The sequence below is a fragment of the Palleronia pelagia genome (genome assembly GCF_900110115.1).
In the GTDB taxonomy this organism is placed as follows: Bacteria; Pseudomonadota; Alphaproteobacteria; order Rhodobacterales; family Rhodobacteraceae; genus Palleronia; species Palleronia pelagia.
The window spans coordinates 284,759-307,814 of sequence record NZ_FOCM01000004.1; the positions used below are offsets into that span (position 1 = coordinate 284,759).

Annotated in this window: 21 protein-coding genes and 1 tRNA gene; 11 read left to right on the forward strand and 11 right to left on the reverse strand. The window is 68.5% G+C overall.

Annotation, left to right across the window (positions count from 1 at the left end; all coding sequences use genetic code 11):
• The first annotated feature begins 131 nt into the window (after positions 1 to 131).
• From BMX96_RS10815 to BMX96_RS10850, 8 genes are all read left to right on the forward strand, one after another.
• Complete coding sequence (locus BMX96_RS10815) at positions 132 to 1,430, forward strand: Na+/H+ antiporter NhaA (protein ID WP_091845496.1); 1,299 nt, start codon at positions 132 to 134, stop codon at positions 1,428 to 1,430.
• Positions 1,431 to 1,567: 137 nt separating this feature from the next.
• Complete coding sequence (locus BMX96_RS10820; RefSeq protein ID WP_091845497.1) at positions 1,568 to 2,227, forward strand: ABC transporter ATP-binding protein; 660 nt, start codon at positions 1,568 to 1,570, stop codon at positions 2,225 to 2,227.
• Positions 2,228 to 2,378: 151 nt separating this feature from the next.
• On the forward strand, positions 2,379 to 3,986 hold the full coding sequence (locus tag BMX96_RS10825) for a KpsE/RkpR family capsule polysaccharide export protein (protein WP_330220639.1): 1,608 nt from the start codon (positions 2,379 to 2,381) through the stop codon (positions 3,984 to 3,986).
• A gap of 216 nt (positions 3,987 to 4,202) precedes the next feature.
• Positions 4,203 to 4,277: transfer RNA gene (locus BMX96_RS10830), tRNA-Gln, on the forward strand.
• A 203-nt stretch (positions 4,278 to 4,480) separates the two neighbouring features.
• Positions 4,481 to 5,452 (forward strand): AraC family transcriptional regulator, encoded by a 972-nt coding sequence (locus BMX96_RS10835; RefSeq protein ID WP_236737036.1) that lies wholly within the window; start codon positions 4,481 to 4,483, stop codon positions 5,450 to 5,452.
• A 109-nt stretch (positions 5,453 to 5,561) separates the two neighbouring features.
• The gene (locus BMX96_RS10840; RefSeq protein WP_091845500.1) at positions 5,562 to 6,389 is read left to right on the forward strand and encodes an NAD(P)H-binding protein; all 828 of its coding nucleotides are present in this window, start codon (positions 5,562 to 5,564) and stop codon (positions 6,387 to 6,389) included.
• 23 nt (positions 6,390 to 6,412) lie between these two features.
• Entirely contained in the window at positions 6,413 to 6,826 is a 414-nt protein-coding gene (locus tag BMX96_RS10845) for a DUF4345 domain-containing protein (RefSeq protein ID WP_091845501.1), read from the forward strand.
• A gap of 60 nt (positions 6,827 to 6,886) precedes the next feature.
• On the forward strand, positions 6,887 to 7,390 hold the full coding sequence (locus BMX96_RS10850; protein ID WP_091845502.1) for an anthrone oxygenase family protein: 504 nt from the start codon (positions 6,887 to 6,889) through the stop codon (positions 7,388 to 7,390).
• Between the two features lie 37 nt (positions 7,391 to 7,427).
• On the opposite strand, the gene BMX96_RS10855 is transcribed toward BMX96_RS10850, so the two are convergent.
• From BMX96_RS10855 to pcaC, 6 genes are read right to left on the reverse strand one after another with little or no spacing between them, the layout of a single operon-like run.
• Complete coding sequence (locus BMX96_RS10855) at positions 7,428 to 8,474, reverse strand: 3-carboxy-cis,cis-muconate cycloisomerase (protein ID WP_236737040.1); 1,047 nt, start codon at positions 8,472 to 8,474, stop codon at positions 7,428 to 7,430.
• Positions 8,475 to 8,479: 5 nt separating this feature from the next.
• On the reverse strand, positions 8,480 to 9,265 hold the full coding sequence (locus BMX96_RS10860) for an alpha/beta fold hydrolase (RefSeq protein WP_091845504.1): 786 nt from the start codon (positions 9,263 to 9,265) through the stop codon (positions 8,480 to 8,482).
• Positions 9,266 to 9,296: 31 nt separating this feature from the next.
• Complete coding sequence (locus BMX96_RS10865; protein ID WP_091845505.1) at positions 9,297 to 10,136, reverse strand: 3-oxoadipate:acetyl-CoA acetyltransferase; 840 nt, start codon at positions 10,134 to 10,136, stop codon at positions 9,297 to 9,299.
• 7 nt (positions 10,137 to 10,143) lie between these two features.
• Positions 10,144 to 10,764 (reverse strand): protocatechuate 3,4-dioxygenase subunit alpha, encoded by a 621-nt coding sequence (pcaG, locus tag BMX96_RS10870; protein WP_091845506.1) that lies wholly within the window; start codon positions 10,762 to 10,764, stop codon positions 10,144 to 10,146.
• Between the two features lie 3 nt (positions 10,765 to 10,767).
• Positions 10,768 to 11,496 carry a protocatechuate 3,4-dioxygenase subunit beta gene (gene pcaH / locus BMX96_RS10875; protein ID WP_091845507.1) on the reverse strand — a complete coding sequence of 243 codons (729 nt, stop codon included), beginning with the start codon at positions 11,494 to 11,496 and terminating at the stop codon, positions 10,768 to 10,770.
• On the reverse strand, positions 11,493 to 11,876 hold the full coding sequence (pcaC, locus tag BMX96_RS10880; RefSeq protein ID WP_091845508.1) for a 4-carboxymuconolactone decarboxylase: 384 nt from the start codon (positions 11,874 to 11,876) through the stop codon (positions 11,493 to 11,495). Before pcaC ends, pcaH begins: the two co-directional genes overlap by 4 nt.
• Positions 11,877 to 11,970: 94 nt before the next feature.
• Between pcaC and pcaQ the strand changes: the two genes are divergently transcribed.
• Positions 11,971 to 12,900, forward strand: a complete 930-nt coding sequence (gene pcaQ / locus BMX96_RS10885; RefSeq protein WP_091845509.1) for a pca operon transcription factor PcaQ — start codon at positions 11,971 to 11,973, stop codon at positions 12,898 to 12,900.
• Positions 12,901 to 13,025: 125 nt separating this feature from the next.
• Here the strand turns inward: pcaQ and BMX96_RS10890 are convergent, their stop codons facing one another.
• A complete protein-coding gene (locus BMX96_RS10890) occupies positions 13,026 to 15,296 on the reverse strand; it encodes an adenosylcobalamin-dependent ribonucleoside-diphosphate reductase (protein WP_091845510.1) in 2,271 nt (756 codons plus the stop codon).
• Positions 15,297 to 15,422: 126 nt separating this feature from the next.
• Between BMX96_RS10890 and BMX96_RS10895 the strand changes: the two genes are divergently transcribed.
• Positions 15,423 to 15,854: a DUF1489 family protein gene (locus tag BMX96_RS10895; RefSeq protein ID WP_091845511.1), complete on the forward strand. Its 432-nt coding sequence runs from the start codon at positions 15,423 to 15,425 to the stop codon at positions 15,852 to 15,854.
• Positions 15,855 to 15,861: 7 nt separating this feature from the next.
• Here the strand turns inward: BMX96_RS10895 and hisG are convergent, their stop codons facing one another.
• From hisG to hisS, 3 genes are read right to left on the reverse strand one after another with little or no spacing between them, the layout of a single operon-like run.
• The gene (hisG, locus tag BMX96_RS10900; protein WP_091845512.1) at positions 15,862 to 16,548 is read right to left on the reverse strand and encodes an ATP phosphoribosyltransferase; all 687 of its coding nucleotides are present in this window, start codon (positions 16,546 to 16,548) and stop codon (positions 15,862 to 15,864) included.
• On the reverse strand, positions 16,545 to 17,624 hold the full coding sequence (locus BMX96_RS10905; protein ID WP_091845513.1) for an ATP phosphoribosyltransferase regulatory subunit: 1,080 nt from the start codon (positions 17,622 to 17,624) through the stop codon (positions 16,545 to 16,547). The genes hisG and BMX96_RS10905 overlap by 4 nt, the downstream gene beginning before the upstream one ends.
• Positions 17,621 to 19,087 carry a histidine--tRNA ligase gene (gene hisS / locus BMX96_RS10910; protein WP_091845514.1) on the reverse strand — a complete coding sequence of 489 codons (1,467 nt, stop codon included), beginning with the start codon at positions 19,085 to 19,087 and terminating at the stop codon, positions 17,621 to 17,623. Before hisS ends, BMX96_RS10905 begins: the two co-directional genes overlap by 4 nt.
• A 109-nt stretch (positions 19,088 to 19,196) precedes the next feature.
• Between hisS and BMX96_RS10915 the strand changes: the two genes are divergently transcribed.
• A complete protein-coding gene (locus tag BMX96_RS10915) occupies positions 19,197 to 19,391 on the forward strand; it encodes a SlyX family protein (RefSeq protein WP_073129647.1) in 195 nt (64 codons plus the stop codon).
• Positions 19,392 to 19,407: 16 nt separating this feature from the next.
• Here BMX96_RS10915 and dnaE read toward each other — a convergent pair whose 3' ends face one another.
• Positions 19,408 to 23,004, reverse strand: a complete 3,597-nt coding sequence (dnaE, locus tag BMX96_RS10920) for a DNA polymerase III subunit alpha (RefSeq protein ID WP_091845515.1) — start codon at positions 23,002 to 23,004, stop codon at positions 19,408 to 19,410.
• Positions 23,005 to 23,056 lie beyond the last annotated feature (52 nt).

The window sequence follows — 23,056 nt, forward strand, 5'->3', positions numbered from 1 at the left end:
GCATACTACCGCAGATTGATGTTACTGTCATTTGACAGGCACGGCATCGCGCGTGACTTCGGCCGCGCCTTGCCAGCGAACATCGCGGCGACTAGCACCGGGCCACTTCCTGAAGCCGAGGGGCCGTTGCCATGTATCGCGTCTGGAACCACGTCCCGACCTATCTGGGCCTGTTGCTGCTGGGCACGGCCGTCGCGCTGGTCTGGGCGCAGGTGGGCACGGCCAGCTATGACCGGGTGATCGCCTATCCGCTGCTCTTCAACGGGCTTGTCGGACAGGACGCGACCGTGTGGCTTCAGACCAGCGGCGCGGCGTTCGGCGTGATCGAGCTGGGCGACGTGACCCGCGTCCTGACGCCGCGCAGCCTGGTGAACGACGCGCTGATGGCGCTGTTCTTCTTCATCGCCGGCAAGGAGGTCTGGGAGGCCTCGGTGCTGGACCATGGCGCCTTGCGCGGCGGCGGGGCGCACTTGCCATTGGTGATGACACTCGGCGGCATGGCCGTGCCGGCGCTGGTCTTCCTCGGGCTGTCTTGGCTCCTGCTGGGCCCGATCGGCGCGGCGGCCGTGGCGCCGGGCTGGGTCGTGCCGATCTCGACCGACCTGGCGCTGAGCTTCGTGGTGGCGCGGGCGATTTTCGGGGCGGGACACCCGGCGCTGCGGCTGCTGCTGCTCATCGCGCTGCTGGACGACGCCGTGGCCATGGCGGTACTGGCAGCGGTCAGCGACGCCCCCGAGGCAAGACCGGAGTGGCTATTGGTTTCTGTCGCCGCGGCGGGGATCGTCTGGCTGACCTGCAACCGGCTGCCGCGGTGGCTGGACCGCGGCAACGACCTGCAACCGGCGGCCAGCGCCCTGCGCCGGAGGCTGGGGCTGTGGCCCTATGCGCTCGCGGGCGCCGTGAGCTGGTTCGCCTTCGCGCGGGCGGGCGTGGCCCCGGCCCTTGGCCTGCTGCCGATCATCCCGGCGCTGCCCCATGCCGACCGGGCCTTCGGGATCTATGCCTCGGCCGAGAAATACCTGCACGACCCGCTTAACGAGGCCGCGCACCGCCTGATGCGCCCGGCGCAGGCGGCGTTGCTGGCCTTCGGCCTGGTGAACATGGGCGTGGTCCTGTCGGACGCCACGGCGCTGAGCGGGCTGGTCCTGGCCGGGTTCGTCCTGGGCAAGCCGCTGGGCCTGGGGCTGGCCTGCCTTCTGGCGCTCGGGGTCCTGAGGATGCGGCTGCCCGGGGGGATCGACCGCCGCACGCTGGCGGTGCTGTGCGTCGTGGCCGGTTGCGGCATCACCCTGCCCGTCGCGCTGTCGGACGCAGTCTTCGCGGCGCCGACGCTGCGCGACGCGGCGGTGCTGGGTGCGCTGGGCTCGCTGGTGACCGCGCCCCTGGCCTGGGTCCTGGCCCGGGCGCTGGGACTGGCTCCCCAGCGGTAACGCCGTGATGTCACAGAGACCGGCGCTTGCCGGGGTGCCCGAACCCTCCCATAATATGGCCGCATTCGGCGCCTAGAGTGGTGCGAACCACGCCGCAATAAGGCTGGACCGGATGCATTGAGGCCAACGACGCGACGATGATCGAATTTAACGACGTCTCGAAGTCCTTCTGGACGGGCAGTCACCGCAAGGTGATCCTCGACCACGCGTCGTTCCGGGTGGAGCTTGGCCATTCGCTGGGGATCCTGGCCCCCAACGGGACCGGCAAGACCACGCTAATCAACATGATGGCCGGGCTGGAGAAACCGGACGATGGGTCGATCCGGCGCACCAGCCGCATCTCGTTCCCACTGGGCTTCATGGGTGGGGTCGTGAACCGGCTGTCGGGCCGCGAGAATGCACGCTTCATCGCCAAGCTCTACGGGCTCGACCCCGACTACCTCGAGGCGTTCTGCCGCTGGCTGTGCGGGTTGGGCGAATATTTCGACATGCCGGTGGGCACCTACTCGGCGGGCATGCGGTCGCGGCTGAGCTTCGCCTTGCTGCTGGCACTGGATTTCGACATCTACCTGATCGACGAGGGGATGCCATCGACCATGGATGCCGAGTTCAACCGCAAGGCAGGCGACATCCTGCGCGAACGGCTGGACGCCGCGACCATCGTCGTGGTCAGCCACCAGCCCGAGATTCTCGAGAAATTCTGCCGTTCGGCGGCGGTGCTGATGAACGGGACACTGCACCAGTTCGACACCCTGGAAGAGGCGAAGCGTCTTTATGACTACGAAACCCAAAGCTAAGAAGTTTCGCATCCGCAAGTCGAGCCCGTTGGCCAGCGCCGCGTCCGCGACGGAGGGACAGCCCGCAGCAAACGCCCAAGGCACCCCGAAGCCGGCCGCATCGGACGGCGCACCGGCGGCACCGAACCCACGCCAGCGGCCCGCCGCCAGCGTGCGCCCCGCCGGAACCGCGTCCGGCAAGACCGGCACCTTCGTGGACGGCAACGATGCAGCCCCACGCCCCATGCGCGAGGCCTTCCCCGCCGCGACCGGCCGCAAGCAGGCCCGCGCCGACAGCCCGCCCGCCGAGATGGACCCGCCCTCGCAGGTCGCCGCCGAAACCGACCTGGCCGCCATCCGCAAGGAAGGGCTGACCGGGCGACAGCTGCGCATGGCGCGGCGGCTGGCGCAGAAGCACGACATCGCGGCCACGTCGGATTTCGACGCGGTGCGCCAGCTGCGCAAGCGCGGCATCGACCCGTTCGAACGCGCCACGATGCTGGAACTGGTGGTGCCCGACGCCCGCCCCACCCCCGACGCTGCGCCGGACAAGGTCCAGCTGCCCCAGACCGTGGCACGCGACAAGCTTCCCGCGACCGAGACCGACCGGTTCCGCCAAGAGCGCGGCAATCGCCGCACCGCCGAGATCCAGGAGATCCAGCGCGACATCGCCAAGCGCCGCCGCCGCAAGCTGGCGCTGTTGACCGCGCGACTGGCCTTCTTCGTGGCGCTGCCCACGCTGATCGCCGGCTACTACTACTTCAAGGTGGCGACGCCCATGTACGCCACCCAGACCGAGTTCGTGATCCAGCAGGCCGAGGCTTCGGGCGGCGGCGGGCTGGGCGGCCTTTTCTCGGGGACCGGGTTCGCCACCTCGCAGGACAGCATCGCGGTGCAAAGCTACCTGATGTCCCGCGACGCCATGATGCGACTGAACGAGGACGCCGATTTCCGCGCGCATTTCAGCCAGGACTTCATCGATCCGATCCAGCGGCTTCCCGACGACGCCAGCATGGAACAGACCTACGCCATGTACGAGGACGTGGTCGAAATCGGCTATGACCCCACCGAAGGCATCGTGAAGATGGAGGTCATCGCCGCCGATCCGCAGACCAGCGCGGAATACTCCCGCCGGCTGATCGACTACGCCGAGGAACGCGTCGACAACCTGACCCAACGGCTGCGCGGCGACCAGATGGCCGACGCCCGCGCCAGCTTCGACGAGGCCGAGGCCAAGATGCTGGCCGCCCAGAACCGCGTGCTGGAGCTGCAGGAACGGCTGGGCGTACTGGATCCGGCAGCCGAGTCCGGCTCGGTCATGGGCCAGATCACCACCTTCGAGACGCAGCTGCGCGAGAAGCAGATCGAGCGGCAGTCGATCCTGGCCAACCGGCGCCCCAACCAGGCACGGCTGTCTGGCGTCGAAGGCGAGATCGAACGCCTGCAGGCCGTGGTCGACGACCTGCGGTCGCAGATGACCGACGGTTCGGGCAGCGCCGAGTCGCTGGCGCGCGTATCGGCCGAGCTGCGCATCGCCGAAACCGATTTGGCCACGCGCACCACCCTGATGCAGCAGGCCCTGCAACAGCTGGAAACCGCCCGGCTCGAGGCGAACCGCCAGACCCGCTACCTGTCACTGGGCGTGACGCCCGTCGCACCGGACGAGCCCAGCTACCCGCGCGCCTTCGAGAACACGTTGTTGGCCTTCCTGGTCTTTGCCGGGCTCTACCTGCTGCTGGCGCTCACGGCGTCGATCCTGCGCGAACAGGTCTCGGCCTAGCCGCCGAACCGCCCGGACCTGGGCGGCGTGACACCGTGCACGCCGCCGCCCCACGGCCGCCGCGCCCGACGCTGTTCCGCGTGGCGCCGCACGGTCGGCCCGGGGTCCACTCGGGGCGTCCCTCTCGGCGCCACGAAACCGGCCTGCGATTTCGCCAGTTTCGCCGACAGACCCCCTTGCGTCCCCCGCGCGCCCTGCCTAAAAGCACTCTCGCGTTGGGGTGTAGCCAAGCGGTAAGGCAGCGGTTTTTGGTACCGTGTACCGTAGGTTCGAATCCTACCACCCCAGCCATTTTCCCTTTTCAGGTGACGACTTCGAGACGGCGGTTTGACTTCCAGATTTGTCGTGTCACGATCCGAAAAGGGCGCGGCGCGGTGCCGAGGGTGACCCCTGCCCGGCGCGCATGCCGGATCGTTCGCCCGAACTTGGCCGACAGAAGCGCGCGACGTAGACTCGCGGTCATGGGATACGTGACGTCGCTTTTCGCTCGCAAGATGGTGGCCGCGGCCGGCGACCGGATCGATGCAGACGCGTTGCTTCTGTTGATCGGGATCGACCCCGCAGGCCCCTGGGACCCGAAGGCGATGATCACCGCCGAGAGCTATTACGCCATGCTCGAACGGATGGCGGAGCAGATCGACGTGACGGATCTTCCAGTGCGCACCGGAGCCTCCATGCGGCTAGACGAATACGGAGCGCTGGGGCTGGCGTTCAAGGCGGCGACAACCCTTGGCGCATCCTACGCACGGGTCGAACGATACGCCCGGCTCTGGACCAGCGTGGTCGAGTACGAGCTGCGCCCAAGCGCGGGCGGGACCCTCTTCATCCTGCACCGGGCCGGCGCGCGGCGCCTGGGCTTGCGGCTTTCCAACGAGGCGACCCTCGCCAGCGCCGTGTCGATCGCCCGGCAGGTCAGCCCGGTGCCCGTCGCACCCATGACCGTCCTGGTCCGTCATGCCGCGCCGCGCCGCGTGACCGCGCACGAGGCGTGGTTCGGGTGCCCGGTCCATTTTAACGCGGAACTCGACGCGATCCTCTTTTCCAACGAAACGCTCGCCCGGCCTAACATCCTGGGGGACGAGGGCATCTCCCGCTACCTCGTCTCGCATCTCGACGCCGAGCTGTCGCGGATTCCGGATGCGCCCGAAGTCGTGCGCCGGGCCAAGGATGCGATCGCGCAAGCGCTCAGCGAGGGCACTCCGAAGATGGCCGAGATCGCGCGCAGCCTGGGATTCAGCGCGCGATCGTTTCACCGGCGCCTGTCGGAACACGGGATGAGCTACCACGCCCTGGCAGAGGAGACGCGTCGCGATCTGGCCGAGGGGCTGTTGCGCGACGACAGGCATACCCTGGCCGAAATCGCTTTCCTCACCGGCTTCTCGGAGCAGAGCGCGTTCACCCGTGCCTTCAAGCGCTGGATGGGGACGACGCCGGCAAGCTACCGCAAGCAACGCGCGGGTTCCTGACAGCCCGTTGGCGGCGCGGGTCAAAACCATGGCACGCGCGGTCAAGATCGCACCGGCCTTGTCCGTCTATCCCCTTGGCTACCGAAACCGACAGCCAGGGAGATGACCCATGCAAGACCGACCGATCCTCGTCATTGGCGCCACCGGCAAGACCGGTCGCCGCGTCGCAAGCCGCCTCGAGACGCGCGGCGTCGCCGTGCGCCGCGGTGCGCGCAACGCGGCAACCCCGTTCGACTGGGAGGCCCCCGAGACCTGGGCGCCCGCCCTGACCGGCGCGCGCGCCGCCTACGTCACCTACTTTCCCGATCTCGCCTTTCCCGGCGCGGTCGAGAAGCTCGAGTCGCTTTGCGAGACGGCCCGCGACGTCGGGGTCGAGCATCTCGTGCTTCTGTCGGGCCGGGGCGAGCACCACGCGCGGCTCGGCGAGAACGTGATCCGCGCCTCGGGCGTCGATTTCACCATCGTTCGCGCGGCCTGGTTCGCGCAGAACTTCTCCGAAGGCTACCTGCGCGACCCGATCCTGGCGGGCGTCCTGCCGATGCCGGGCGGTGACATTGCCGAGCCGATCATCGACATCGACGATATCGCCGATGTCGCGGTCGCCGCGCTGACCGAGGATGGCCACAGGGGCCAACTCTACGAGGTCACCGGCCCGCGCCTGATGACCTTCGCCGAGATGGCCGCGGCGCTTTCGCAGGCGACGGGCCGCGAGATCTGGCATTTGCCGATCACCTTCGAGGAATTCCACGCCAACGTCGCGCAGGCCGGGGGCGATTTCGTGGCCGACGTCTTCACCGGCATCGCGCGGGAAACCCTCGACGGGCGGAACGCCCATACGACGGACGGCGTGATGCAGGCGCTGGGACGCCCGCCCCGCGACTTCACCGACTTCGCGCACGCCGCGGCCCGTGTCGGCGCTTGGACGAGTGCAGCCTGACGCCACCTTGGAGAGAAATTGCCATGGAACTCACCCGTTTCGAGAAGATCGCGCTTGGCCTGTCCGGTCTCACCGCTCTCGCCATCGGCGCCTCCATCCTGTTTGCGCCGCACGGCTTCTACGCAAGCTACGGCATCGCGCTTGGCGATAACCCCAACCTGCTGAGCGAGTTGCGCGCACCCGGCGCGGGGCTGGCAACCTTCGGCATTCTCATGCTGCTGGGGATCAGGCGCGGCAGGCTCCTGTCCGTCTCGCTGGCCGTCGCACTGACGGTGTTCGTCGCCTTCCCGGCGGGGCGACTGGTCGGCCTGGTTTTCGACGGCCTGCCCTCGGGCAGCGTGATCGCGGCCCTCGCAGTCGAGATCGCCATCGCCGCGCTTCTGATCGCCGCGTTTCGCCGGCGGCTGTGGGCGCCCGCGCCCGGCGCCGCGCAATGACCATGCACCCGGCGCGGCCAACTCGGTCGCGCCGCCCCTCACATCACAAGAGACCACCCCATGTCGCCTCTCATCCTTGCTCTCGCCCATGTCGCCGTCCTCGCCTACGCGCTGGTCGCCGGTGTCTTCCTCGCGTTCTCGGACTTCATCATGCGGGCCCTATCGCGCACCAGCGGACAGGGCGGCGCAGAGGCCATGCAGGCGATCAACCGCGAGGTTTTCCGCTGGGTTTTCATGGCCCTGTTCCTTGGGCTGGCTGCGGTGTCGCTTTTGCTGGTTGTCCATGCCGCCCTTTGGCTCGACGGAGCACCGGCCGCGCTGGTCGCGGCGGCGGGCATCGTCTACCTGCTGGGCTGCTTTGCGGTCACGGTGGTCTTCAACGTGCCGATGAACGAGACACTGGCGGGCATGGACCTGTCGCAGGCATCGACCCGGCACTACTGGACCGGCACCTACCTGCCGCGCTGGACGTTCTGGAACACGGCCCGGACCATCGCATGCGGGCTGGCGGCCGCGTTGCTGCTCGCCGGCCTGGCGGCGCTGTCCCCGCCGCCGGCCGTGTGACCCGAACCGCGAAGGACGTGGCCCCTTGCGGGGCCGCTCAGCTGCCGCCCATGTCCTCAATCGTGTCGCAAAGCGCTTGCGCGGCACTGACGGACCGCCCGGTCACCAGCGCCATCTGGGGCAGCAGCGCCCATTCCAGCATCCACGCGGCACCCGAGCGCTCCTGCTCGTGGATCAGCGCGTTCTGCATGCCCGAAACGTATCCCGCGTTGAGCCGCGCGAGCGTCACCAGCAGCTCGGCCAGCACCGGGTTCGACTTGTGCGGCATCGCCGAGGACCCGCCGCCGCCGGCGATGCGGATTTCGTCCAGACCCTGCTGGGCCATCAGGGCGATGTCCTGGCCCATCTTGCCCAGCGTGCCCGAGATGCCCGACAGGCAGGCCGCGTAATGGGCGACGCCGCCCCGGTCGCTGTGCCAGGCGTGGTCGGGGCTGGCGAGACCCAGTTGCTCCGCCATCGCATCGGCAATGACCTGCCCGTCGGCGCCGAACCCGTGGCGCGTGCCCACGGCGCCGCCCAGTTGCAAACGCTCCACATCGGCGCGCGCGGCCTCGAGACGCCTTGCCTGCGCGGCAAGCGGCGCGCGCCAGTCGCGCAGCCGGTCGGACACCGTGATCGGCAGTGCCGCCTGCATCCGCGTCCGCCCCATGAGCGGGCGATCCCCGAACCGGTCGCTCAGATCACCCAGCGCCGTGTCCAGCGCGCCGAGCCGCCGCAGGAGCAGGTCCGACACCGCCCGCAGCGTCAGTGCCAGCGCGGTGTCCATCACGTCCTGCGACGTGGCCCCGGTGTGGATCGCGTCGGCGTGTTCGGGATCGGCCGCGCGCCAGCGGCGCACCAGCGCCGGGATCGGCAGGCCGTCGCGCGCCACGTCCCCAGCCAATGAAACGGGGTCGATCGCGTGGTCGGCCAGCGACGCGGCCGCACCGGCGCCATGGCCCGGCGGAACCCGGCCCGCCGCCTCGAGCGCATGGGCCAGCGCCACCTCGAACACGGTGTAATGCGCGAGCTGCGCCTCGGCGGACCAGAGTTCCGCCATCTCGGGATCGCCGAAAAGCCCGCCGAGCCAGGGGTGAGAGAACACGTCGCTCAAGACAGCCGCCCGTGCATCCCGGCCACCAGTTCGGCCACGCGGGCGGGCAATTCGAGACAGGGCAGATGCCCGACCCCCTCAAGCTCGACCATCGCCGCGCCCGGGATCCGTTCGGCCAGGTCGGCGACGACACCGGGCGGGGTGGTGACATCTTCGGACCCGGCGATGCACAGCACGGGGCACGACAGGCGCGGCAGAACGGCCGACAGGTCCGCGTCGCGGATCGCCGCGCAGGCGGCGCGATAGCCGGGCTGCGGTGTCCGCGCCAGCATCATGCGCCAGCCCTCGGTCGCCACCGGGTGGGCGGCCCGGAACCCGGGCGACAGCGACCGTTCGATCACGCCGGCGGACATGGCGGGCAGACCAAGGGCGTCGAGGTCATCCATGCGGGCCTGCCACATCTCGTCGGTGCCGATCCTGTAGGACGTGTTGCTCAGGACGAGGCCGCCGACCAGGTCGGGCCGGTCCTGCGCCAGTTGCAGCGCGATCAGCCCGCCGATGGACAGGGCGACGACCAGCGCGCCCGCCATGGCGACCTGGTCCATGGCGTCGGCCAGGTCCTGCGCGAAACCGGCGATGCTGTCGGTTCCGCCAGACGACAGGCCGTGCCCGCACTTGTCGTGGCGCAGCACCGGCGCGTCGGCGGGCAGGCCCGGCAGCACCGCATCCCAGATCCGCAGGTCGCTGCCCAGCGAGTTGATGAAGACGATGGGCCGCCCGCCGTCGCCCGGGCGCAGCTCCGCGTGCAGGGTCTTGCCGCCCACGTTCAGGAACCGGCGCATGGAACCCCCGATGGCTCGGTGTGGCGGTCCATCACGCCGGGACGGCCCGAAGGCCCAGCAAACCGCGCGCCTCGGCGGGCGTGGCCACGGGCCGGTCGTTCGCGGCGCAGATCTCGGCCGTGCGCCGGACCAGTGCTGCGTTCGACGGCGCCAGCCGGTCCTTGTCGATCCGCACGTTGTCCTCGAGCCCGGTGCGCGCGTGACCGCCCGCCGCGATGGCCCATTCGTTCAACGTCACCTGGTGCCGCCCGATCCCGGCCGCGCACCACGGCGCATCGTCGCCGAACAGCCGCTTGACCGTCTGGACGTAGAAATCGAACACCGCGCCGTCGACGGGCATGGCATTCTGCACGCCCATGACGAACTGCACGTAGGGTGTCGCGGCGATCTTGCCCTCGGCACGCAGCTTGGCCGCCTGGAAGATATGCGACAGGTCGAAGGCCTCGATCTCGGGCTTGATGTCGTATTCCACCATTTCCGAGGCCAGCCAGTCCACCAGGTCGGGCGGGTTCTCGTAGACGCGCGTGGGGAAGTTGTTCGACCCCACCGACAGCGACGCCATGTCGGGCCGCAGCGGCAGCATCCCGCCCCGCGCCTGCCCCGCGCCGGAGCGCCCGCCGGTCGAGAACTGAATGATCATGCCGGGACAGTGCTTTTCCACGCCTTCCTTCAGCCGCGCAAACTTCTCGGGGTCCGAGGACGGCGTCTCGTCGTCGTTGCGCACATGGGCGTGCATGATGCTGGCCCCGGCCTCGAACGCCTCGTGGGTGCTTTCCACCTGTTCGCTGACGGTGATGGGCACCGCGGGGTTGTTGGCCTTCCTGGGCAGCGATCCGGTGATGGCGACGCAGATGATGCAGGGTTGGGTCATGGCAGTCTCAGATGTCGAAGAACACGGTTTCGCCATCGCCCTGGAGGCGGATGTCGAAGCGATAGACGGGCATCGCGCCGCTGTCGTCGCGGGTGGCGATCAGGGCGGCGCGGCGATGGGGCGGGTCGACGCGGCCGAGGACCGGGTCGGCCGCGTTGGCCGTCCCCTCGTCGTCGAAGTAAAGCCGCGTGTTCAGGCCGATATTGATGCCACGCGCCACGATCCAGAGATTGATATGTGGCGCCTGCCGGCTGCCGGACCGGCCCGGCACACCGCCGGGCTTCACCGTCTCGAAAGACCATTCACCGCTGTCGAAATCGGCGATCACGCGGCCCCAGCCGCGAAAGCCGTCCTCGACCGTGCCCGAGTTTTCGGGGTGGGCATAGACGCCCTCGGCATTGGCCTGCCAGACCTCGATCAGCACATCCTTCAGCGCGGCGCCGTTGCCGTCCAGCACGCGCCCCTCGACGCGGATCCGCTCGCCCGTGGCATTGGGGCCCGTGATGTCGCGGCCCAGCTCGTGGTCGTAGATCTCGATGCCCGTGTCGCTGGGTACGAGGCCGATATGAACGTATGGCCCGGCGGTCTGCGACGCGGTTTCCTTGAGGTAGTCCAGTGGGTTCGCCATGGTTCAGTTCCCCTCCAGCCGGTTTTCGAACAGGGTCGAGCGACGGCCGCGCAGCACGATGTCGAAGCGGTAGGCGATGGCGTCGAAGGGGATCGTCGCGTTCATGTCCAGCCGTGCGGTCAGCCGGTCGATCGCGGCCGGGTCGGGTATCGTCTGCACGATGGGGCAGATCGGGATCAGCGGGTCGCCCTCGAAATAGCACTGGGTGATAAGGCGCTGCGCGAAGGCCGTCCCAAACACCGAGAAATGCACATGCGCGGGGCGCCAGTTGTTCACCTGGTTCGGCCAGGGATAGGCGCCGGGCTTCACCGTGCGGAAGAAATAGTACCCTTCGTCGTCGGTCAGGGTGCGCCCACAGCCGCCGAAATTGGGATCCATCGGCGCGAGATACGTGTCCTTCTTGTGGCGATACCGCCCGCCCGCGTTGGCCTGCCAGACCTCGACCAGCGTGTTGCGCACGGGCTTGGCGTTCTCGTCCAGAACGCGGCCGTGCAGGATGATGCGCTCGCCGATGGCGCTCTTGCCGGCCGCGGCATAATTCGTCAGCAGGTCGTTGTCGCCCTCGGCGATGTCCCCGTGGCCAAAGCGCGGGCCGGTGATTTCCGACACCGTGTTCTCCAGCGAGATCAGAGCCTGGTTCGGGCTGCGCGCGACGGATGTCTTGTAGGCGGGCGCGTATGCCGGAGGGTGGATGGACCGGTCGCGCATGTAGAATTCGGCGGGGGTCTTCATGGGGTTTCGCCCTCCATCTCGGCAAAGGTTGCCTTGGCCAGCTTGATCGCATGGTTGGCCTTGGGCACACCCGCATAGACCGCCACGTGCAGGAACGCCTGCATCACGTCATCCTTGCTGGCGCCGGTGTTGACCGTGGCGCGGATGTGCATCGGGATCTCGTCGAAATTTCCGCAAGCCGCCAGCAGCGCCAACGTCAGCATCGACCGCTCGCGGTGGGGGATGGTCGGGTCGGACCACACGGTGCCCCACGCGCCCTCGGTGATCATGGTCTGGAACGGCTGGTCGAAGGGTGTCTTGCCCGCCTCGGCCCGGTCCACGTGGGCATCGCCCAGCACGGCGCGCCGGGTCGCCATCCCGTCTTCGTATCGTGTGGTCACGTCAGCCCCCTCCTCCGGTTTGACGAGCCGACGATAATATAAATTACTGGGGATAAATATTGAAAAATTGGGCGACACCTATAACCATTTGAGAATGAATTGGCACAGTCGCCTGCATCTTCGCCACATCAGGTCCTTCCTTGAGATCGCGCGCGCCGAAAGCATCTCGAAAGCCGCAGACACGCTCGGCATCACGCAGCCCGCCGTGTCGAAAAGCCTCAAGGAGCTCGAGGACATCCTGGGCACCCGTCTGTTCGACAGGGTGGGCCGCGGCCTGCGGCTGAACGATGATGGCCGCATCTTCCAGTCCCATGCCGCCGCGTCGATGTCCGAACTCATGCGCGGCAAGGACCGTCTGGCGCGGGACGGCGGGACCGCCACGCGGCTGTCGGTGGGCACGCTCCCGACCGCGGCGGCAGATCTCGTGCCCCGGGCGGCGCTGGCCTTCCGCGATGCCATGCCAAGGGCCACGCTGCACGTGCTGACCGGGCCCAATTGGCTTCTGTTCAACCACCTGCGCGACGGCACGGTCGATCTGGTCGTCGGGCGGATGCCTGAACAACCTGTGGCGGCCGGTGTCACGTTCGAGCAATTCTACCTGGAAGACGTCGTTCTGGTCTGTCGTGCCGGCCACCCGATCCTTGACGCCCCCTCTCCCGAAGCGTGCCTTTCGGATTTCCCGCTCATCCTGCCGCCACGCGGCGCCGTGATCGCGGCCACGGTCGAGCGGTACCTGGCCAGTATCGGCCTGCCAGCCCTACGCGCCGATATCGAAACGGTGGCCCTGCCGGTGGGCGGGAAAGTGGTGCGCCTGTCGGATGCGGTCTGGTTCATCTCGCGCGCGGTGGTGGCCGACGACCTTGCCGCCGGCGCACTGGTCACGGTGGCCCTGCAATCGCCGCTGCTATCGGGGCCTGTCGGGATCAGCGTGTCACAGACAGCTCCGATCAATGTTGCCCGGGACGTGTTCGCGGAATGCCTGCGCAAGGTCAGCCGCGAGGCCAGCCCCTCCGCCCGCGCCTGAATTCCGCCCGCTCCTACTCTGAAGGCTCTGGATTTCGGCCAGGGTTGGAGCGGCTCACGAGAAGAGAGCCGCTCCAACAATCTGTGCTGCCCAGCGTAGCGCTGATCGCTACGCCGCTTGTCTGCTCACCCGCATTTCGAGTGGCCGCAGGCGGCGCAGGTCATGCAGCCTTCGACCATGCGCATCTCGAAGCTGCCGCAGCTGGGGCAGGCCTTGGCGGGCGTGCTGCCCAGCGCGACCACCTGGGCCTGCGGATCGGATTTCAGGCCCAGACCTTCACCGGCGAGAAAGCCGGTGGCGATCATGTGCCGCTCGATCACGCCGCCGATGCCCGCGATGATCGAGGGAATGTACTTGCCCTCCATCCACGCGCCGCCGCGGGGGTCGAAGACGGCCTTGAGTTCTTCCACCACGAAGCTCACGTCGCCGCCGCGGCGGAACACGGCCGAGATCATGCGGGTCAGCGCCACGGTCCAGGCGAAATGCTCCATGTTCTTCGAATTCACGAAGATCTCGAAGGGGCGCCGGTGGCCGTTCTGGATCAGGTCGTTCACCGTGATGTAGAGCGCGTGCTCCGAACCGGGCCATTTCAGCTTGTAGGTCGACCCTTCCAGCGCCTGCGGACGGCTCAGCGGCTCGGACATGTAGATGACCTCGCCCTCCTCGCTTTTCTGCGCCGCTGCGGGGCTGGCGTCGGCGGTCTCGCTCACGCTCAGCACGCTGCCGGTCACCGCGTTGGGGCGGTAGGTCGTGCAGCCTTTGCAGCCCGTCTCGTAGGCCTCCATGTAGACGTCCTTGAAGGCTTCGAAGCTGATGTCCTCGGGGCAGTTGATGGTCTTCGAGATCGACGAATCCACCCATTTCTGCGCCGCCGCCTGCATCCGCACGTGCTCCATGGGATCGAGTGTCTGCGCGCTCACGAAATGGTCGGGCAGGTCGGCATCTCCGTTCCGGTCGCGCCACATCTGCACGGCGTAGTCCACGACCTCTTCCTCGGTCCGCGACCCGTCCTTCTGCAGGACCTTGCGGGTATATGCATGGGCGAAGACCGGCTCGATCCCCGAGCTCACGTTGCCGGCGAACAGGCTGATGGTGCCGGTGGGCGCGACGCTGGTCAGCAGGGCGTTGCGGATGCCGTGCTTGCGGATCGCGTCCTTCACGTCGTCGTCCATGTGCTCCAGCGCGCCAGAGGCCAGGTACTTGTCTGCATCGAACAGCGGGAATGCGCCCTTCTCGGCCGCCAGTTGCGCCGAGGTCAGATACGCGGCGCGGGCGATCCGGTGCATCCAGTCCTCGGTCAGACGCGCCGCCTCCTCCGAGCCGTAGCGCACGCCGACCATGGCCAGCGCGTCGGCCAGCCCGGTGACGCCCAGGCCGATCCGGCGCTTGGCCGCGGCCTCCTGCGCCTGCTCTTCCAGCGGGAAGCGCGAGGCATCGACCACGTTGTCCATCATGCGCACAGCGCTGGCCACCAGCCGCTCCAGCGCGGCGTCGTCCAGCGCGGCGTCGGGGCCGAACGGGTCGCCGACCAGCCGCGCGAGGTTGACAGACCCCAGAAGGCACGCGCCGTAGGGCGGCAGCGGCTGTTCGCCGCAGGGGTTCGTCGCCGCGATGGTCTCGCAATAGGCGAGGTTGTTGGCCTTGTTGATGCGGTCGATGAAGATCACGCCCGGCTCGGCGTAGTCGTAGGTCGCGCGCATGATCTTGTTCCACAGGTCGCGCGCCTGAAGCGTCTTCATCACCTTGCCGTCGAAGACCAGCTCCCACGCCTCATCGGCCTTCACGGCTTCCATGAAGGCGTCGGTGACCAGCACGCTGACGTTGAAGTTGCGCAGGCGGGCCGGGTCGGACTTGGCCTCGATGAAGGCCTCGATATCGGGGTGGTCGCAGCGCAAGGTCGCCATCATCGCGCCGCGCCGCGCGCCCGCCGACATGATGGTGCGGCACATGGCGTCCCACACGTCCATGAAGGACAGCGGCCCGGACGCATCGGCGGCCACGCCATGCACGTTCGCGCCCTTGGGCCGGATGGTCGAGAAGTCGTAGCCGATTCCTCCGCCCTGCTGCATGGTCAGCGCGGCCTCGCGCAGATGCTCGAAGATGCCCGACATCGAATCGGGGATCGTGCCCATGACGAAGCAGTTGAACAGGGTCACGCTGCGGTCGGTGCCCGCGCCCGCCACGATGCGTCCGGCGGGGAGGAACTTGAAGTCCTCCAGCGCGGAGTAGAACTCGGCCTCGAAGGCTTCCGCGTCATCCTCGACCGTCGCCAGGGACCGGGCGATACGGCGCCAGGTATCCTCGACGCTGCGGTCCACGGGCGTGCCGTCCGCCTGTTTCAGCCGGTATTTCATGTCCCAGATCTGTTCCGAGATGGGGGCGGCAAAGCGGGTCATGGCGGGCCTTCTTTCGCAGCATGGGATGGCTTCGCCGCATGGTCCTGCGGCGACGGAGTCTCTATATAGGGTATTGGACGGGGTGTCCGCCACAGGATTGTGGATAAGTCAGGGGGTAAATGCGCGATGTCGGCAAAACTGCACATGCTGAAGCTGAGCGTGGGGTCCGAATCCTTCGACCAGCTGATCGACTGGCAGCAGCACCGCTCGAAACAGCGGCGCGACGGGCAGTATTACCACGTCACGCGCATGTTTCCGAAGCGGGTCGACGAATTGCTGGATGGCGGGTCGATGTACTGGGTGATCCAGGGCGTGATCCTGGCGCGCCAGCGGATCCTGGGCTTCGACGAGCTCAGGGGAGATGACGGCATCCGCCGTTGCGCGATCCTGCTGTCGGACGAGGTGATCCGCACCGAGGCGACCCCCAAGCGCCCCTTCCAGGGCTGGCGTTACCTGCAACCGCAGGACGCCCCCGCCGACCTGGGCCGGGCGACGCAGGGCGATTCGGACCTGCCGCCCAAGCTGATGGCCGCGCTGGCCGAGATAGGCGTGCGCTAGGCCAGGATCAGACCCCGAGCCGGCCGCGCAGATCGGCGAGCGTGGCTTGCGCCGCGTCGTCCCACGGCGCGTCGACCGCGCGGAACAGCGTCGCCTGGCTGGCGTGCACGGGTCCGTCGGACAGGGTTTTCAGGTGATTGGCGCGCAGGGTCTCACCGGTCGAGGTGATGTCGGCGATCGCCTCGGCCGTCTCGTTGCGCACCGTGCCCTCGGTCGCGCCCTGGCTGTCCACAAGCTGGTAGTCGGCAACCCCGTGCCCGCGCAGGTACTCGCGCATGAGCCGGTGGTATTTCGTGGCGATGCGCAGCCGGTGGCCATGGCGGCGGCGAAACGCGGCGGCGGCGGCATCCAGGTCGTCCAGCGTGTCAACGTCGACCCAGAAATTCGGCACCGCGATCACCAGGTCGGCGTGTCCGAACCCCATGCGCGCCAGCTCTTCCACGCGGCTGTCCCAACCGGCGAGCTTCTCGCGCACCAGGTCGGATCCCGTGACGCCCAGGTGGATGCGGCCGGCAGCCAGTTCCCGGGGAATCTCGCCCGCCGACAGCAGGACCATCTCGACCCCGTCGATCCCGCTGACGCGACCGGCGTATTCGCGGTCCTCGACCTTTTCCATGGTGATGCCGCGCTCGGCGAACCACTGGAATGTCTTCTCCATCAGCCGCCCCTTGGACGGCACGCCGAGCTTGATCATGCCGTGCCCTCCAGGATCACTCCGGGGCGGATCACGCCGCCCACGGCGCGCATGCCGTCGCCGCCGCCCAGCGCGCGGGTCAGCGCATCGTAGCGGCCGCCGGTGGCCACGGGCGGCAGGTCGGGACGGTCCGGCAGGCTGAGCGTGAAGACGAACCCGTCGTAATATTCCATGGTGCTGCGGCCATGGCTGCCCTCGAACCGGAGCCGCGCGGGCGCGATCCCGCGCGCGTCCAGCGCGTCCAGCCGGCGGGCCAGCCCGTCGGTCGCGGGCGTGATCGCGGGCAGGTCCACGGCGATGTCGCGCAGCCGTTCCAGCGCCGCGTCACTGGGCGCGCTGAGGCTGAGGATATCGTCGATCAGCCCCACGTCGCGGGCGGCCAGCGGCGGTGCGGCGGCATCTGCGCGCAGGGCGGCCAGGCGGGTTTCGACCTCGGCCCGGCTCCGCAGCCCGATCTCGGGGCCGGACTCCGCGAATGGTTCCGCCGCTGCCAGCAGGTCCGCGCGCGCCGCGGCAACGGGTGTCTTTCCCGAGAACCGGTCCAGCAGCGCGCGGAACCGCAGCGGCCGCCAGATATGGCGCAGCAAAGCGTTGCGCCGGTCGGCGGTGGTCTCGAGCCCCATGACCGCGGCGGTCAGGATCCCGGTGTCCCCGGTCACGATGCGCGGACGCAGATGGGCCACCTGCGCGTGGATCAGGTCGAAGACCTCGGCATCGGCCTCGGCCGCGTCGTGGCCGAACAGCTCGAACCCCGCCTGCAGGTATTCGTGCGGACGCGACGGGTCGGGCTGGCGGCGGAAGATCGACCCGGCATAGGCATAGCGCGCGGGGTCCCCCCGGCGGGCCATGTGCCATTGCACCACCGGCACAGTGAAGTCCGGGCGCAGCATCGCCTCGCCCCCGTCGGGGCCGGGGGTGACGAAGGCGCGCGCGCGGATATCCTCGCCGTAGAGATCCAGCAGCGTGTCGGCGGGCAGAAGGAGGTCCGGCTCGACCCGCTCGGCGCCGTGGTCGAGGAACAGCGCCAGCAGCCGCTCGGCCTCGGCCCGCTCGGTGGCCTTGGGGGGCAATGTCATCCCAGCCGCGCCTTGATCTCGGACACCATGTCCTCGAGCCGGCATTCGAACTGCGCGGGCTGGTCGCGCCATTCCTCGTGGCTGAGCTCGGAGGCCAGGCGCGCGCCCAGCTTCAGGTCCTTGATCTGCACCACGCCGCGCGCCGCCTCGTCCTCGCCCTGGATGATGGCGAAGGGGGCGCCGCGCTTGTCGCAATACTTCAGCTGGTTGCCGAAATTCTTGGGGTTCCCGAGGTAGAGCTCGGCCCGGATGTCGGCCTTCCGCAGATCCGACACCATCGCCTGGTAGGCCGCGAGGCGCGACTTATCCATCACGGTCACAACGACGGGGCCATCCTCGGCGTCGTCGAAGCGGCCCTTCATGGTCAGCGCGGCCAGCAGGCGATCGACGCCGATGCTGACGCCGGTGGCCGGCACCTCCTGCCCCGTGAAGCGCTTGACCAGGTCGTCGTAGCGCCCGCCGCCCGCCACGCTGCCGAACTGGCGCGGGCGGCCCTTCTCATCCGTCACTTCGAAGGTCAGCTCGGCCTCGTAGACCGGGCCGGTATAGTAGCCGAGGCCGCGCACCACCGACGGGTCGATGACAATGCGGTCGGGGCCGTAGCCCTGGGCCGCCAGCAGATCGGCGATCTGGCGGAGTTCATCCACGCCCTCGCGGCCGACCTCGGAGTCCGCGACCAGGCGGTCGAGGTTCGCAAGCGTCGCGGCCCCGTCAGCGCCGAGCGCGCCCATGAACCCCATCACCACGCCGGCCTGTTCATCGTCCAGCCCCGCGCCCTTGGTGAAGTCGCCGCTGTCGTCCTTTCGGCCCTCGCCCAGAAGCGCGCGCACGCCGTCCTCGCCCAGCCGGTCGAGCTTGTCGATGGCGCGCAGTACAATGCCGCGCTCGGCCTCGTGCTCGGGGCCGCCTATGCCCGCGACCTCCATCACGCCGTTCAAGACCTTCCGGTTGTTCACCCGGATGATGTAGTCCCCGCCAAGGCCCAGCTCCTCGAACACGTCCGACAACATGGCGCAGATCTCGGCGTCGGCGGCCATGGAGGCGCTGCCCACCGTGTCTGCATCGCATTGATAGAACTGGCGGAATCGCCCCGGCCCGGGCTTTTCGTTGCGCCAGACCGGCCCCATGGCATAGCGGCGATAGGGCGACGGCAGGTCGTTGCGATACTGCGCGGCGACGCGGGCCAGCGGGGCTGTCATGTCATAGCGCAGGGCCAGCCAGTCGCCGTCTTCCTCCCAGGCAAAGACGCCCTCGTTCGGGCGGTCCACGTCGGGCAGGAACTTGCCCAGCGCCTCGACCGTCTCGACGCCCGACGTCTCGAGCGCGTCGAAGCCATAGCGATGATAGATCCGCGCGATCCGGGCCAGCATATCGGCCCGGCGCGTCACCTCCGCGCCGAAATAATCGCGAAAGCCCTTCGGCGTCACGGCCTTGGGGCGCGGCTGTTTTTTATGCTTCGCCATGGGTCCCTTCCGGGCGGTCAATCGGACGCGGCTCGTCTAGCCCAGCGCCACCGGGCGTGCAAGGAAGCTGGCCCGTGGCAAGCCCGCATGGTAAGGGCCGCGCATGGACATGACGGCGATCGAAGAACGGCTGGCGCACCTGGAGCGGGTGAACGACGACCTGTCGGATACCGTGGCGCGGCAGGACGACCGCATCGCGCTGCTGGAGCGGCGCGTGGCGATGCTGATGGAGCGCGAGGCCGGGCGCGAATACGACCAGGGCGGCAGCATCCCCCTGGGGGACCAGCGCCCGCCGCACTGGTAGGCCGCGCGCCCGCCCGTCAGATGTCGTCCACCGTGACGACCCCCTGCAGCGACTTCAGCGCGCCCTTGATCTGCGGCGTCACCGGGAAGGCATCGCCCAGCGTGACCTCGACCTCGCCCGGCAGGTCCGGATCCATCAGGCACAGGTTCACCGGCCCGCGCGCACGGATGCGCGATTCGGCCTTGGCGCGGTCCAGCACGGCCGCAACCGGGCCGATGGCCTCGTCCGACGAGATGAACACCAGAAGGCCCCCGCCTGCCGCGTCCTCAACGGCCTGATCGATGGGCTGAACCGACCGGCAGAGCAGTTTCAGCTGCTCGGCCTCGACCGTGGCCTCGACCTGCATCAGCACGTTCGATCCCGGCTCCAGCAGGTCGCGCGACGCCTCCAGCGTGTCCGAGAACACCATCGTCTCGAAAAGGCCTGTCGGGTCGCTCGCCTGTACGAAGGCGAAGCGGTTGCCCTTGGCCGATTTGCGCTCCTGCCGGCCCGAGACGGTGGCGGCGATCTTGGCGGCCTTGGGACCGGCCTGCGCCTCCTGCCCCAGCGCCTCGAAGGTCATCACCCCCTTGCGCTTCAGCGCCGGCATGTAGTCGTCCAGCGGGTGGCCCGACAGGTAGAAGCCGATGGCCTTGTGCTCCTCGGCCAGCCGTTCTGCGGGCAGCCAGTCATCCACGGGCGACAACCGCGGCTCGGGCAGGTCCTCGCCCGCCTCGCCGAACAGCGACACCTGCGCGCTGGCCTTCTGTTCGTGTATCGCGGCCGAGTACGCCACCAGCGCATCCAGGCTCTCGAACACTCGCCGGCGGTTCGGGTCCAGCTGGTCGAAGGCACCGGCGCGGGCCAGCATCTCCATCGGCCGCTTGCCGACGCGCTTCAGGTCCACCCGCCGCGCCAGGTCGTAGAGCGTGGCGAAGGGCCGGTCGGTGCCGCTGTCCTGCGCGGCCAGCTTCGTCGCCATGACCTCGCCATCCGCGCCCGCCGCGCCACGCACCTGGTCCGCCGCCGACCCGTCCTGGTCGCGCCGACCGGCCACGATCAGCTGCATGGCGTCGAGGCCGACGTTCTTCAGCGCGCCGAGACCGTAGACCACCGCGCCGTCCTTGACCGAGAATGCCGCGGCCGAGCGGTTCACGCAGGGCGGCACGATCTCGATATCAAGCCCGCGGCGCACCTCTTCGGCGTAGACGGCCAGCTTGTCGGTCAGGTGGATATCGCAGTTCATGACGCCGGCCATGAACTCGACCGGGTGGTTCGCCTTCAGCCACGCGGTCTGGTAGCTGACGACCGCGTAGGCCGCCGCGTGGGACTTGTTGAAGCCGTAGTTGGCGAACTTGTCGAGAAGCGCCCAGGTCTCTTGCGCCGTCTTCTCGTCGACCCCGTTCTTCTTGGCCCCCGCCAGGAACTTGGGCTTCTCGGCGTCCATGGCGGCCTGGATTTTCTTGCCCATGGCGCGGCGCAGCAGGTCGGCGCCGCCCAGCGAATAGCCCGCCATTTCCTGCGCGATCTGCATCACCTGCTCCTGGTAGACGATGATGCCCTGCGTCTCGTCGAGGATGTGATCGACCGATGGGTGCAGCGTGTCCCGCTCCGAAAGGCCGTTCTTGACCTCGCAATATTTCGGAATGTTCTCCATCGGACCGGGCCGGTAGAGCGCGACCAGCGCGACGATATCCTCGATGCAGGTGGGCTTCATGCGCCGCAGCGCGTCCATCATGCCCGTGGATTCCACCTGGAACACCGCCACGGTCTTGGCCTTGGCGTAAAGCGCGTATGACCTTTCGTCGTCCAGCGGGATCAGGTTCATCTGGTTCTCGGCGCCGGGGGCCGGGGCATAGAGCTCGGTTCCGTCGGCGGCGATGTGGATGGGCCGGGTCTGGTTGATCAGGTCCACGGCGTTCTGGATGACCGTCAGCGTCTTAAGGCCCAGGAAGTCGAACTTCACCAGCCCCGCCTGTTCGACCCACTTCATGTTGAACTGGGTGGCCGGCATGTCCGATTTGGGGTCACGGTAAAGCGGCACCAGCGCGTCCAGCGGCCTGTCGCCGATCACGACACCGGCGGCGTGGGTCGAGGCGTTGCGCAGCAGCCCCTCGACCTGCTGGCCGTAGTCCAGAAGGCGGGCAACGACCTCTTCGTTCTTGGCCTCCTCGCGCAAACGCGGCTCGTCGGCCAGCGCCTTCTCGATGCTCACGGGCTTCACGCCCTCGACCGGGATCATCTTCGACAGCCGGTCCACCTGCCCGTAGGGCATCTGCAGCACGCGGCCCACGTCGCGCACGGCGGCCTTTGACAGAAGCGCGCCGAAGGTGATGATCTGGCCCACCTTGTCGCGGCCGTATTTCTCTTGGACGTAGCGGATCACCTCTTCCCGGCGGTCCATGCAAAAGTCGATGTCGAAGTCGGGCATGCTGACCCGCTCGGGGTTCAGGAACCGCTCGAACAGCAGCGAATAGCGCAGCGGGTCGAGATCGGTGATGGTGAGCGCGTAGGCCACGAGGCTGCCCGCGCCCGAGCCGCGGCCGGGACCGACGGGAATATCGTGGTCCTTGGCCCACTTGATGAAGTCCGCCACGATCAGGAAATAGCCGGGAAAGCCCATCCCCTCGATGATGCCCAGCTCGAACTCCAGCCGCTTCTCGTATTCCTCGACGGAAGCGGCGTGCGGGATGACCGCAAGACGGGCCTTCAGACCCTCGACCGCCTGGCGGCGCAGTTCCTCGACCTCGTCATCTGCGAATCTCGGCAGGATCGGGTCGCGCCTGTAGGCGGCGAAGGCGCAGCGGCGCGCGATCTCGACCGTGTTCTCGATGGCCTCGGGCAGATCGGCGAACAGCGTCGCCATCTCGGCCGGCGATTTCAGGTAATGCTGCGGCGTCAGGCGGCGGCGCGGTTCGTTCTGGTCCACGTAGGCGCCGTCGGCGATGCAGATCAGCGCGTCATGCGCCTCGTACATCTCGGATTTCGGGAAATAAACGTCGTTGGTCGCGACCAGCGGCAGGTCCATGGCATAAGCCATTTCCACCAGCCCGCGCTCGGTTCTGGCCTCGGCCTCGGGCAGCGCGCCGCCCTCGCCCGGGTGGCGCTGAAGCTCGACATACAGGCGGTCGGGATAGATCGCGGCCAGCTCGGCCATCAGCGCTTCGGCCTTGTCGCGGGCACCCTGCTGCAACAGGCGCCCCACCGGGCCGTCCGCCCCCCCCGTCAGGCAGATGAGCCCCTCGCCATGGCCCGCCAACTCGCCCGGGGTCACGTGCGGCAGGTCGCCGCCCTCGCGCAGGTAGAGCGCCGAGTTCAGCTTCATCAGGTTCTCATATCCCGTCTCGGACTGCGCCAGCAGGACCAGCGGCGCGGGGCGCGGGATCTGGCGGCCCTGTACCGCCTCGCCGAAGTCGAGCACCGAGACCTGGCAGCCGACGATGGGCTGCACGCCCGCCTCCATGGCCGCCACGGAAAATTCCAGCGCGGCGAACATGTTGTCGGTGTCCGTCACAGCCACCGCCGGCATGCCGTGGCCGGCGACGAGGCCGGGCAGTTTCTTCAGCCGCACCGCCCCCTCGAGCAGGGAGTATTCGGTGTGGACGCGCAGGTGAATGAAGGTGGGATCAGCCATGGGCCGCACGATAAATGGGCGCCGCCACCGGGGGAAGGCCCCGCGGCACACT